The organism is Pedobacter ginsengiterrae (genome assembly GCF_039537385.1).
In the GTDB taxonomy this organism is placed as follows: domain Bacteria; phylum Bacteroidota; class Bacteroidia; order Sphingobacteriales; family Sphingobacteriaceae; genus Pedobacter; species Pedobacter ginsengiterrae.
Genome location: NZ_BAABAK010000005.1, coordinates 83,087 through 96,037 on the forward strand (window position 1 = coordinate 83,087; position 12,951 = coordinate 96,037).

At 35.0% G+C, this 12,951-nt stretch carries 13 protein-coding genes; 7 read left to right on the top strand and 6 right to left on the bottom strand.

Translation table 11 applies throughout. The features are described 5' to 3' along the window. Window positions 1–28 precede the first annotated feature (28 nt). Both ABD692_RS06915 and ABD692_RS06920 read left to right on the top strand, forming a co-directional pair. The gene (locus ABD692_RS06915) at window positions 29–1,087 is read left to right on the top strand and encodes a homoserine O-acetyltransferase family protein (protein WP_344765969.1); all 1,059 of its coding nucleotides are present in this window, start codon (window positions 29–31) and stop codon (window positions 1,085–1,087) included. 198 nt (window positions 1,088–1,285) lie between these two features. After that, window positions 1,286–2,530: a homoserine dehydrogenase gene (locus ABD692_RS06920; protein WP_316760694.1), complete on the top strand. Its 1,245-nt coding sequence runs from the start codon at window positions 1,286–1,288 to the stop codon at window positions 2,528–2,530. 122 nt (window positions 2,531–2,652) lie between these two features. On the opposite strand, the gene ABD692_RS06925 is transcribed toward ABD692_RS06920, so the two are convergent. Beyond that, window positions 2,653–3,423: a queuosine precursor transporter gene (locus ABD692_RS06925; protein ID WP_316760697.1), complete on the bottom strand. Its 771-nt coding sequence runs from the start codon at window positions 3,421–3,423 to the stop codon at window positions 2,653–2,655. Between the two features lie 161 nt (window positions 3,424–3,584). On the opposite strand from ABD692_RS06925, the gene ABD692_RS06930 reads away from it, so the two are divergent. Further along, window positions 3,585–4,811, top strand: coding sequence for a multidrug effflux MFS transporter (locus ABD692_RS06930; protein ID WP_316760700.1), 1,227 nt, complete (start codon window positions 3,585–3,587; stop codon window positions 4,809–4,811). 142 nt (window positions 4,812–4,953) lie between these two features. Here ABD692_RS06930 and ABD692_RS06935 read toward each other — a convergent pair whose 3' ends face one another. After that, window positions 4,954–6,270 carry a nicotinamide mononucleotide adenylyltransferase gene (locus tag ABD692_RS06935; RefSeq protein WP_316760703.1) on the bottom strand — a complete coding sequence of 439 codons (1,317 nt, stop codon included), beginning with the start codon at window positions 6,268–6,270 and terminating at the stop codon, window positions 4,954–4,956. 246 nt (window positions 6,271–6,516) lie between these two features. Next, the gene (locus ABD692_RS06940) at window positions 6,517–6,951 is read right to left on the bottom strand and encodes an Hsp20/alpha crystallin family protein (RefSeq protein ID WP_344765970.1); all 435 of its coding nucleotides are present in this window, start codon (window positions 6,949–6,951) and stop codon (window positions 6,517–6,519) included. A gap of 68 nt (window positions 6,952–7,019) precedes the next feature. On the opposite strand from ABD692_RS06940, the gene ABD692_RS06945 reads away from it, so the two are divergent. Next, a complete protein-coding gene (locus tag ABD692_RS06945; RefSeq protein ID WP_344765971.1) occupies window positions 7,020–7,505 on the top strand; it encodes an acyl-CoA thioesterase in 486 nt (161 codons plus the stop codon). 339 nt (window positions 7,506–7,844) lie between these two features. Here ABD692_RS06945 and ABD692_RS06950 read toward each other — a convergent pair whose 3' ends face one another. After that, complete coding sequence (locus ABD692_RS06950) at window positions 7,845–9,254, bottom strand: FAD-binding oxidoreductase (protein ID WP_344765972.1); 1,410 nt, start codon at window positions 9,252–9,254, stop codon at window positions 7,845–7,847. A 1-nt stretch (window position 9,255) separates the two neighbouring features. Next, window positions 9,256–9,624 carry a dihydroneopterin aldolase gene (locus ABD692_RS06955; protein WP_344765973.1) on the bottom strand — a complete coding sequence of 123 codons (369 nt, stop codon included), beginning with the start codon at window positions 9,622–9,624 and terminating at the stop codon, window positions 9,256–9,258. Between the two features lie 111 nt (window positions 9,625–9,735). Between ABD692_RS06955 and ABD692_RS06960 the strand changes: the two genes are divergently transcribed. Genes ABD692_RS06960 through ABD692_RS06970 form a run of 3 tightly spaced genes read left to right on the top strand, consistent with a single transcriptional unit; the run spans window position 9,736 to window position 11,609 of the window. Beyond that, complete coding sequence (locus tag ABD692_RS06960; RefSeq protein ID WP_344765974.1) at window positions 9,736–10,926, top strand: acyl-CoA dehydrogenase family protein; 1,191 nt, start codon at window positions 9,736–9,738, stop codon at window positions 10,924–10,926. A 41-nt stretch (window positions 10,927–10,967) separates the two neighbouring features. Continuing rightward, window positions 10,968–11,348, top strand: a complete 381-nt coding sequence (locus tag ABD692_RS06965) for an SRPBCC domain-containing protein (RefSeq protein WP_316760719.1) — start codon at window positions 10,968–10,970, stop codon at window positions 11,346–11,348. Window positions 11,349–11,396: 48 nt separating this feature from the next. Next, window positions 11,397–11,609, top strand: a complete 213-nt coding sequence (locus ABD692_RS06970) for a hypothetical protein (protein WP_316760722.1) — start codon at window positions 11,397–11,399, stop codon at window positions 11,607–11,609. Window positions 11,610–11,676: 67 nt separating this feature from the next. Here ABD692_RS06970 and lysA read toward each other — a convergent pair whose 3' ends face one another. Continuing rightward, on the bottom strand, window positions 11,677–12,831 hold the full coding sequence (gene lysA, locus ABD692_RS06975) for a diaminopimelate decarboxylase (RefSeq protein ID WP_344765975.1): 1,155 nt from the start codon (window positions 12,829–12,831) through the stop codon (window positions 11,677–11,679). Between the last annotated feature and the right edge of the window lie 120 nt (window positions 12,832–12,951).

Consider the following 12,951-nt stretch of genomic DNA (forward strand, 5'->3'; position numbering starts at 1 on the left):
CGTTACCAAATCAGAATATCTTTTAAGAATGAGCACATTATCAACATATAATTACAACAAACAATTCAAATTAGAAAGCGGCAAGAAACTTCGCAACCTGCAAATTGCTTATCAAACTTATGGCAAATTAAATGCTAAAAAAGATAATGTAATTTGGGTTTGTCACGCATTAACTGCTAATGCAGATGTTTTTGAATGGTGGGAAGGTTTATTTGGGCAAAATGCTTTGTTTAATCCAAACGATCATTATATAATTTGTGCAAACGTTTTGGGTTCTAACTACGGAACCACAAGCCCTTTAAGTACTAATCCAGTTAATGGATTACCTTATTATTTATCGTTTCCACAATTTACTGTTCGCGATTTTGTTTCGGCACACCAACTTTTAGCTACGCATTTAGGAATTGATTCAATTAAACTTTTAATCGGCGGTTCTTTAGGTGGCCAGCAGGCTGTAGAATGGAGTATTATCGAACCCAATAAAATTGAAAACTTAATACTTGTAGCTACAAATGCGGCACATTCTCCATGGGGAATTGCTTTTAACGAGAGTCAACGTTTAGCCATTACTACCGATAGAACCTTTTACGCAAACCAACCTGATGGTGGCAGCAAAGGTTTAAAAGCAGCACGCAGTATTGCGCTTTTGAGTTATCGTACGTATAATGCTTACGGAAGTACACAAGTAGAAAGTGTAAACGACAAAACAGATAATTTCAGAGCTTCATCTTACCAAAATTACCAGGGAGAAAAATTGATAAACCGCTTTAATGCTTACAGTTATTATTATTTAACTAAAGCGATGGATAGCCATAATGTGGGTAGAAATCGTAAAAGCATTGCGGAAGCCTTGAAATTGATCAAGGCAAATACCTTGGTAATTGGAATTGAAAATGATTTCTTATTTCCAATTGCAGAACAGAAATTCTTAGCAGATAACATTAGCGATGCACAGTTCGCAGCTATACATTCTGAATATGGCCATGATGGGTTCTTGATTGAAACCAACGCCTTAACGAACATCATCGGTACTTTTATTAAAGAAAGCCGAGACAAAAAGATAATTAAGCTACAGCACACAGCTTGATAAGATGGCGGAAGGTTTAAGGAAAAAACCTAGGCTAAAGAAGTAAAATAATTAATCAGCCACGGAAGCACTAAAATAAAGAAAATATGGAATTTAATTCCGTGTAAATCTGTACTTCCGTGGCAAAACATAATAAAATTTGATGGTGAGTATCAAACGTCCAATCTTGATACTCGCTACTTGATACACTAAAACACCATGAGTAAGAATTTAAAAATCGGTTTATTTGGTTTCGGAGTTGTAGGGCAAGGATTATTAGACATAATCCAAAGCCAGAACCTTAATTTAGAAATTATTAAAATCGCAATAAAAGATCCAAAAAAGAAGCGTACGCTTAATAAAGATTTATTTACAACCGATAAAAATGAAATCCTGAATAATTCGGAAATCAATACGATTGTAGAATTAATTAATGATGCTGATGCGGCCTATGAAATTGTAACTACAGCATTAAAAAACGGTAAAAATGTAGTCTCTGCAAATAAAAAAATGATTGCTACTCACTTAAAAGAGTTGGTAGATTTACAACAAAAACATGGCACTTCTTTATTGTATGAAGGTGCGGTTTGCGGGAGTATTCCAATTATAAGAAATTTAGAAGAATATTATGATAATGAGCTTTTTCATGCTTTAAGTGGTATTTTCAATGGTTCATCAAATTATATTTTATCAAAAATTTTTAACGAAAACCAAAGTTACAATGCAGCTTTAAAAGAAGCTCAGGATTTAGGTTTCGCAGAAACAGATCCGATTTTAGATGTTGGTGGTTACGACCCGAAATATAAATTGGCTATTGCAACAGCTCACGCTTATGGTTTATTTGTGAATCCTGATGCAATATTAAATATCGGAATCCAGAATCTTTCTGCTCATGACATTAAATATGCTCGTGAGAAAAATTTCAAAATTAAATTAGTACCCACTGCTCGTAAAGTAAATACAAAAGATATTGTTACCTATGTTTTACCTAAACTTGTTGCAAAGGATGATTTTCTATATAACGTTGAAAATGAATACAATGCAGTAACCGTTCAGGCAGCTTTTGCTGATAAGCAGTTTTTCTTTGGTAAAGGTGCAGGTGGTCATCCAACTGGTGCTGCCGTACTTTCGGATATCGCTGCTTTACGTTATGATTATCGTTATGAGTATAAAAAATATCACTCAGAAAATGGAGCGAAACATACCGAGGATATTTTACTTGAAGTTTATCTGCGTTATGCAGATGAAGATTTAATTAAGTTATTAGAGTTTGACGATATCAGCGAGCGCTATGCTGCAAGCAGTTTCAAATATGTAATTGGGACAGTTAAATTAGAAAACCTGATTAAAAATCGTGATTTACTTTTAGATACTAATGTTTTTATAGCCTACACTGGTAGACAAATTTATAAGCAAGACAAAGTTGCTGATAATGTTTTTGCAGAGGAATTGGCTGCCCTTTAATTTTTTTTAAGGTTAATTTTTTATTTGTTTTGTTGTTAAGCACAAAGGTCGGAGCGAGTCCGACCTTTTGCGTTATTCATTTTTCAAAACAATTTGACCTTAAATTTCCTAAATATTCTGAACTAGTTTCTTCCAGCCATATGCATTAACTTATGTGCTAAATCTTTGCCTAAATATCCATCGATAATTCCATGGACAACATATAAAATTGGAGTCATTAAGATTGCAACAACAAATTTATAGGTGTAACCAACTAAACCAATTGCAAATACCATCTGCCAACTATAGTTATAATTAGGATTAATGTAAAATGCAATAAATATCACAACAAAGCTATCAATAAATTGAGATACCAATGTCGAACCTGTTGCCCTTAACCATAAAGCCTTTTCTCCAGTGATTCTTTTTATGCGATGAAAAATATAGGCATCTAAGACTTGTCCTACAATAAAAGCGGTAATAGAACCGACGATAATCCACATTCCTTGCCCAAAAATACTATCAAAAGCATCAACCATATTTAATGGTCTGCCGTTAACCTTATTCATTACCCAAAAGTCTGATGCTGTTAGGTGAATTGCTCCCCATACAACCAAAAATGCAAATGCAATTAAAATAGCGGTTAATATGGAAAGAAAACGAACTTGTTTTAAGCCAAAATATTCATTAATGATATCTGTCATAACGAAAATTATTGGCCAAGTTAAAACGCCCGCCGACATGTTAAAAGATAAATGCGGAACGCCAAACAAATTCATATCAAACTTTTTAAAGCCCAAAGTCTCCTCAACACTAAACAATTTAACCCCAATAAACTCTGATAATATTGCATTTGCCACAAAAAAACTACCCAGAATGAGTAGTAAACGGCTTTCTTTAGTTTTAAAAGTCATAGAGGATAAATCTAAAAATAAATTGCATCAGATTTATTGTTTCGAATGTTAAATTTAAAATTTAAGTTAATTCTCATTACATTTTACAATCGTTCGACCTTAAAAATAGGTTAAGAAATTAAATCTACCAATCTTTGCGCCTCGGAAAAAACTAACAGAACATGGCTAAGAAAAAAAACTTTTATCTCATTTTAATTTTGGGCTCATTAGCAGCACTTGGGCCTTTCTCAATTGACATGTATCTACCTGGTTTTTTAGACATTGCCAAAGATTTGAAAAGTACAGAATCTACTGTAGCATTATCTCTATCGAGTTTCTTTATAGGTATTTCTGCAGGGCAATTACTTTATGGGCCCCTGTTAGATAAATTTGGAAGAAAAAAGCCATTGTATTTTGGATTGGCGCTGTATATTCTTTCTTCGTTTTTGTGTTTAGCGGTAACAGATGTTAACCAATTAATTGTCCTTCGGTTTGTTCAGGCAATCGGAAGTTGTGCAACAGCAGTTGCATCGATGGCAATGGTTAGAGATTTATTCACGGTAGAAGAAAGTCCCAAAGTTTTTGCTTCTTTAATGCTTGTTATTGCAGTTTCGCCAATGCTCGCCCCTACTGCAGGCGGTTATTTAATTTCGGCTTTGGGTTGGAAATATGTATTTGTATTCTTAGGTTTTATGGCAATATTAATGTTATTGGCATCGATATTTAAATTACCAGAAAGCTATAAACCCGATCCAAGTTATTCTTTAAAACCAAAACCTATTCTTACCAATTTCTTACTTGTTTTAAAAGAACCACAGTTTTATACGTATGCCTTAATCAGTTCGATTACATTTTCGGGCCTATTCGCATACGTGTCTTCTTCACCACAGGTGTTTATGAAAATTTACGAAGTAAGTAAAACTGGTTACGGTTGGATTTTCGCATTGCTATCTGTTGCATTTATAGGATCAAGCCAGTTAAACAGTTTAATTTTGAAATGGTTTACAAGCAAGAAAATAGTAACCTGGGCTTTGGTTGCTCAATGTACTTTTAGTTTATTATTCTTAATCTTCGCTTTAAACGATTGGTTAAATTTGTATTTAACAATTGGCTTTATCGCATTATTTCTTTCTTGTTTAGGGTTTATAAACCCGAATGCAGCAGCCTTATCTTTAGCACCATTTACTAAAAACGCAGGAAGCGCATCGGCTTTAATGGGTGCTTTACAGATGGGATTAGGTGCATTAGCATCGGTAATGGTGAGTTTATTTAGCGAACATTCGGTTGTACCTATGCCCTTAGTGATGACTTCCGCTGCCTTTATTGCCATGTTTTGCCTACTAATTGGCCGAAGATTTATAGTAACCGAAATTGAGGCAAGTGCAGATACAGCAGTTGTTGCACATTAGTTTTCTTCTGAAAATACTTCCTTGAAAACTGTAATGATAAAAAGACTCGTTTTGTTAGAAAAACCCAAGCTATTTCAAATACCTTATCTGCATTAACCTATTTTTAGTTTCAGATTTTAGCAAATAATAGATTGAAATAAAGTTAAACTGTCTTTACATCATTTTCAGCGTAATCCTCAATATCGGTGATATAATGATTAATCAAAAGGAAATCGAATAGTGGTTTGGCTTCTGGTGTAACAGGCATATTAGCAGTAGTAATAACCTGGTTGGTTTTTTTATCTAAAAAAGGATAAGCAAATAATCGAACATTGGTATTAAACATATCGTTTACATAACTCAATAACTGGCCCGAATAGTTTTCGCCTTTAAAGTTTGAAGAATTAAACACAAACTTCAGGTTATTAATATTTGTAGCTAAACCAACACTTTTAGGCTTACAACGGGCTAAATATTTAGCCAATCGATTATGGCGGGTAAAGTTCGATACGATTACAATGTTACCTGTATCGCACATTTCCTGAGCTCGTTTGGCAACAGACTCTAAATCGATATCATCAGGCGTTTCGTTGTCATCTGATAAAACATTGGTTAATAAAACCTCAATCATAACAGCAATATTGCCATCCTCTACTTTATTGGTACGCTTAAATTGTTCTGTTGCTTTATTAAATAAGCTAAAATTTGGTAACGACTTCTGACCATACTTGGTTCTTAAAATCATTATATCTTTTTTGTACAATAAATCTTTTGCCTGACGAGGATGTGCATCAGCATCGAAAATTGCAGCGGCAGAAAAATCTTTCATAATCATATAAAGATTAAGCAAGATGTTATTCACCTCTGGAAATGCTGGACCTTTTACTGAAATTAAATCGATTTCTACTGATCCAATAGTTAAGTTATCAGCCAAAGATTCTACCATTAATTTAGGATCTTGATAGAGATAAAAAGCCGCATAAACCAAATTAACCCCAATAATACCTAAAACACGCTGCTGCATGTTTACGTCTGTATCAAGCAATCGAACGTGAAAGAATATTTCGTTTGGTAAACCCCCAGGTTCATTTTGAAAACGAAGGCCAACCCAACCGTGAGGTTCGTTAGTACGTTTATAATTTAAAGTGGTAACAGTATCTGCGAAAGCAAAAAAAGTACGACTTTCATACTTCTCGCCAGATAAACGTTCATTTAACAACCCAAATTCATGGTCGAGCATTTGCAAAAGCCTATTCTGACTAACATAGCGCCCGTTAGCTTCTGCTCCGTAAATAGCATCACTAAAAGTCATATCATAAGCTGACATGGTTTTAGCAACTGTTCCAGATGCTGCGCCAGCATTAAAAAAGTTTCTAGAAACTTCCTGACCTGCACCAATTTCGGCAAATGTGCCGTAAATTCTTGGGTCGAGGTTTATTTTTAATGCTTTACGTTTAGTATCCAGAATTTCTCTTTCCATGCCGCAAAAGTACAAAAAATGATATTAAGCTGATTTTAAGAATGCAAAATAAAATCAATCTAAATACAATGCAAAAAATAAGGTTAGCATCATCCAAAGCTAACCTTATAAAACCTAAACTTAAACTATTATGAAACCTGCATCAGTTACTCAACATACCAAACTCACTCATCTTCTGATGCAAGATTCATAACCTTTTACCTAAACTAAACTATTATGAAAAACCCTCTCTCGAGAATATCTTTATTACGATACTACAATTTCTTTGTGTTGTAATTTAGCATCGTCTTTTTTGCTGATATTGATATTTAAAATACCGTCTTTATATTCCGCAGTAATTTTATCTCCATCAGCTGTATCTGGTAAATTAAACGATCTGGCAAATGAGCTGAAATCGAATTCTTTACGAGTAAAATCTTTAGCCACCTGGGTTTCGTCTTTTTTAACTTCTGCCCAAACAGAAAGTGTGTCTTTTTTTAAATTAATTTGAAAATCTTCTTTCTTTAAACCTGGCGCAGCCAACTCAATAATATAAGCAGTTTCGTTTTCGTAAATATTTACGTTTGGCGATTTATCAACCATTTTATTTTTAGTTACTGCATCGCTAAACAATGAATCGAAAACATTGTTAAAGTAAGGAGCTGTGTTGCGGGTTCTGTTGTTAAAATTTACAAGTGTCATATCTCTAATTTTTATTTTTTTTAATTGATACAAACCATTATTCAACTTACATACCAAACCAAATATTTATGATTTTTAAGACATTTTGGCAAAATAAATCCAAATCAAAAGACAAATTGACAGAAATACATCGTTTTTCAGACAAATTCAATTATAAAACGAATATTCATCTGCGCTTTGTTGATTTTGATATGATGGGACATGTAAACAATTCTGTTTACTTTACTTACCTTGAAATTGCCAGGACCAAGTATTGGGAAGAAATTGTAAAATGGGATTGGAAGCAAACAGGAATTGTAATCGCTCATGCGGAGTTAGATTATATTCAGCCGATTTTAATGAACGATAAAATTGCCATCCATGTTAAAACGTCAAGAATTGGGGAAACCAGTTTTGATTTAGATTATCAAATCGTAAAAATAAAGGGCAACGAGGAAGTGATTTGCAGCAAAGGCAAAACCGTTTGCATTGCTATAGATTATGCAACTAAAAGACCAACGGCTATTCCAACTGCTGAAAAGCAAAAAATGGTTGGATTTGAACAATTATCGTAAATTGTAAATATAAAATTCTATCGTTAAATTTTTGGTGATTTTGAAAAGCAAATTGTCACTAAAAATTAATGTTAGTCGGCTTTACACTAAATCTTTTTACCCTTATTCTTCGACTACGCTCAGAATGACAGGCTAAAAAGGATATCGTTTCAATCCCGTTTAGGGTAGCTTGGCAACTACAATTATTTACAGTTGCCAAGCGGCCTGGTAAAATCCGTTAACTTTAAACCCGACAGGAGCGGCAGCCCCGAATTTTTTTACGAGGGCTAGAGCAAATGGCGGGACTACAATTGCCACAAAGATTGAAACTTACATTTCCAAAATTTTTCAAACAAAAAACTACAATTTATCAGGCATAATCTTTCCTGGGTTTAAAATTCCGTTCGGATCGAAAACCTGTTTAATTCCTCTCATTAAACTCAAGTGAATTTCGGAATATTTAATAGGCATAAATTCCTTTTGAACGAGGCCAATTCCGTGCTCACCAGATAAAGTACCGCCTAAAGCAGTGGTTAATTCGAAAATTTCTTTGATGCCAAATTTCAACTTATTCGTCCAGTCCTCATCACTCATTCCAGCTTTGATGATGTTTACGTGTAGATTTCCATCGCCAGCGTGACCGTAACAAACACTTTCGAAACCATATTTAGCACCAATTTCTTTTATGCCATTTACCAGCTTAGGTAAAGCGGCACGAGGCACAACAGTATCTTCTTCTTTATAAACCGAATTAGACTTTACAGATTCGGCCATTGTTCTACGCATCCGCCAAAGTTCTTCCTTTTGTTGGGCACTATCTGCGAATAATACTTCAGAGCAGTTATGTTCTTCTAAAACGATGTTGGTTTTTTCGCAATTTTTAAAAATGTCGTCCAAATCATCACCATCAAATTCGATCATTAATAAGGCAGCAACATCATCCTTTAAATCGAATTTAATATCATCAAATTTAATTACCCACTCCACTCCTTTTCGCTCCATAAATTCTAAAGCTGATGGTGTTACACCTGCTCTAAAAATGGCAGAAACTGCAGCACAGGCATCTTCATTAGTTGCGAATGAACCCATCATTAAAACCGATTGGCTAGGTTTTGGCAAAAGCTTGGTTACAATTTTCGTTACTACGCCTAATGTCCCCTCCGAACCAATCATCAATTGGGTTAAGTTATAACCCGATGCATATTTCAAGGTATTGGCGCCCGTCCAAATGATATCGCCATTAGGCAAAACAACTTCAAGATTTAAAATATATTCTCGAATTGTACCATATTTTACCACCCTTGGTCCACCAGAACCATGAGCAACATTACCACCAATAAAACAAGAACCTTTGCTGCTTGGATCTACAGGATATAGTAAGCCTTTTTCGGCAACAGCATTAATAAACTCTTCGGTAATTACGCCAGGCTCAACCGTAGCTTGCAAGTTTTCTGTATCAATATCGATAATAGCTTTAAACTTTTCCATTGATAAAGAAACACCTCCATAAATTGGCAAGGCTGCGCCACTTAAACCTGTTCCACCACCACGAGGCGTTACTGGGATATTCTTTTCATTACAAATTTTCAGTAATGCAGAAATATCTGCAGCGGTAGCGGGTTTAACCACAACTTCGGGTTGGTAGCGTAAATCTTCCGTTTCATCGTGACTGTAATTATCCAGGCTCTCTGCATCAGTAAATACTTTTTCTGCACCAATTGCTTGTTTAATTTCTGTTAAGATTTCGGCATTTATTTTGGTAAAGTTCATTTTAGTTAGTTGGTGTGTAGGTTAGTTTAACAAAAGAATGGCCGATTTGGCCTGGCATTGGCGGATTGAGTTTTTTAATACTCACATCAATTTTTTCTACAAAAGGGTAAAGCCTAATCACTTTGGAAATAATATTTTTCAAAACCGTTTCTAAAAGTTTTTGAGTGATTTTCATTTCCTCCAGAATGATGGAATTTAAATCCTCATAATTAACCGTTTGGCCTAATTCATCATCAAAACCAATTGGCGAAAATTCGGTTTCCAAATCAACAATAAAATGATTTCCTGTTAATTGCTCTTCTGGATAGTATCCGTGCAGGGCAAAGCATTTCACATCTTTTAAGGCTACAGTTTGTTTAAAGTGGTTCATCTATGTTTTGTATGCTGCAAAATTAAATTTTTATTCATGAATATAATACCCATTGCCGTAAATTGTTACCTTTGAAATGAACGCTTTATCATAACCAAATTAGAATAAATAATGAGCAAATCAGTAAAAAAAGACTTATACGAGGCCCCAGACTATTATTTGTTAGATGAATTGCTAACAGATGAGCATAAATTAATTCGTGCAACAGCAAGAGATTGGGTAAAAAAAGAAGTTAGTCCAATTATCGAAGATTATGCTCAAATAGCCGAATTTCCGAAACATTTAATAAAAGGTTTGGCAGATATTGGCGCTTTTGGGCCAACAATTCCAGTAGAATATGGTGGTGCTGGTTTGGATTATACTGCTTACGGAATTTTAATGCAAGAAATTGAGCGTGGCGATTCAGGCATTCGTTCTACTGCATCTGTTCAGGGTTCGTTAGTAATGTACCCAATTTACGCCTATGGAACTGAAGAACAACGTAAAAAGTATTTACCCAAATTAGCCAGTGGCGAAATGATGGGTTGTTTTGGGTTAACAGAGCCAGATCATGGTTCAAATCCTAGTGGAATGGTGACCAACATAAAAGATGCAGGTTCTCATTACATTTTAAATGGTGCAAAAATGTGGATTAGTAATGCGCCATTTGCAGATATTGCTGTAGTTTGGGCTAAAGATGAAGCAGGAAAAATACGTGGAATGGTTGTAGAACGTGGAATGGACGGTTTTTCTACACCAGAAACACATAATAAATGGAGTTTAAGGGCATCTGCAACTGGCGAGCTGGTTTTTGATAATGTTCAAATTCCAAAAGAGAATGTTTTTCCAGAGATTAGTGGATTGAAAGGCCCTTTAGGTTGTTTAAACCAAGCTCGTTATGGTATTGCCTGGGGCGCTTTAGGTGCTGCAATGGATTGTTACGATACCGCATTGCGCTACTCAAAGGAAAGAATACAGTTTGGAAAACCAATCGGCGGATTCCAGTTACAGCAAAAAAAATTGGCCGAAATGGTTACAGAAATCACTAAAGGTCAGCTATTGGTTTGGCGCTTGGGAACACTTAAAAGTGAAAACCGTGCAACTGCTGAACAGATATCTATGGCCAAAAGAAATAGCGTCGAAATCGCTCTAGATATTGCCCGAAATGCACGCCAAATGTTGGGCGGAATGGGAATTACCGGAGAATACTCTATTATGCGCCACATGATGAACCTGGAATCGGTAGTTACTTACGAAGGTACACATGATATACATTTACTAATCACAGGTATGGATGTTACAGGATTAAACGCCTTTAAATAAGGAGCAGAATTTTAATAGAATAAAAATTAGATTAATAGTTGATGAGAGATTACAAAAAATACACCTACATACCTGCCACACCTGAAGAGGTTTATTTAGCACTAACAAAAGATATTAGCATAAAACTTTGGACTGGTGCCGAAGTTGAATTCGAAGAAAAGCCAGATACTGAATTTTCTTTTTGGGATGGAGATATCGTTGGTAAAAACCTAGAGTTCGAAACCAATAAAAAAATTGTACAGCAATGGTATTTTGGCGAAGATGGAGAACCATCGATTGTTACTATAAAGCTTCATGCAGAAAAATCTGGAACATCCTTAGAATTTAAACAAACCAATATTCCTGACGAAGATTTTACTGATTTTACCGAAGGAATTGAAGAATATTTTATCGGTGGATTAGTAGATTTCTTCGACGAATAAAACATAAAGCCAGTCTTGCTGTTTTGATTTTAACCAATTTATAAAATCATGAATAAAACCGTAGGACTTATATTAATTATTGTTGGAATAGCCATGCTGGTTTGGACTGGCTTTTCTTACACTCGAAAAGAGAAAATTGTGGATGCTGGTCCGATACAAATTTCAGCAGATAAAGAAAAATCGGTTAACTGGCCTCCTTATGTTGGCGGGATAATTCTGGTTGCAGGCGTGTTTGTATTCGTAGCCTCTAAAAGAAAATAGAAAAATTGCCATTCTGAACTTGTCGAAACGCATTATTGCTGTTCGACAAGCTCAATGTGGCAAAGCACTATATATCGTTACTATAAACAGATCTTATTGCATCTCTTAAGTTATATTTTGATGCCATAACTTCTCCGTAAGCACCAGCACTGCGAATGGCAAAAACATCTCCCCTAAAAGATTCTGGTTGCTCAACTTCCTTACCGAAACAATCAGTACTTTCGCAAATTGGGCCAACTATATCGTACTTGATTTCATTTCCATTACCACGGGTTAAGTTCTCAATTTTATGATAAGCTTGGTACAACGCTGGGCGCATTAACTCAGTCATACCTGCATCTAAAACCACAAAGTTTTTCTTTTTCCCTTTTTTGATGTATAAAGCTTTGGTAATTAACGAAGCCGATTGACCAACTAAAGCTCTTCCTAACTCAAAATGAACTTCCTGATTAGGTTTAACCTCTAAAAATTCGTTAAAGATTTTAAAGTAAGATTCAAAATCAGGCACTTGATGATCAGGGTTATGGTAATCAATACCTAATCCACCGCCCACATTTAAAACTTCGATACTAAAACCTTTATCCTCAAACCAGGTTGCAAATTCGTTTACACGAACGCAAAGATTCTTGTAAACATCGAGGTTTGTAATTTGAGAACCGATATGGAAGTGAATTCCTAAAAACTTAAGGCTTGCAGATGCTTTTAAAGTTTCAGCACATTCGGGTAAATCCCAAGAATTAATACCAAATTTATTTTCATCTAAACCTGTTGTAATGTTGTGGTGTGTATGCGCATCAACATTTGGGTTAATACGAATAGCCACTTGTGCCACTTTTCCTTTCGCTGCAGCAAGTTCATTTAAAACTTCCAGTTCCTGAATAGATTCCACGTTAAAACAGAAAATATCCAAATCCAAAGCCTCATTTATTTCTTTATCAGATTTACCTACACCAGCAAAAACGATTTTTTTGTTGTCAAAACCAACTTCAACAGCTCTTCTCACCTCTCCTGCACTCACGCAATCTGCACCAAATCCAATGGTTTTAATTTGCTCTAGCAAAACCGAATTAAAGTTTGCCTTAAGTGCATAATGGATGTGAAACTGATAAGGAGCTGCTGCATCTGCGCAAGTACGCAATGTTTTTTGCAATAACTCTGTATCGTAATAGTAAAAAGGTGTTTCTATATTGTTAAACTTTGATATATCTTTATCCGCGAACATGTTCAAATTCCTTATTATAATTTTAATTTTATTCTTTGGGCTTATCTATTTGGGTAATTACCTCGATTTAAAGCATGGAAGAATTACCCAAAAGCAATACAACGGAAAAATCCGATTTTT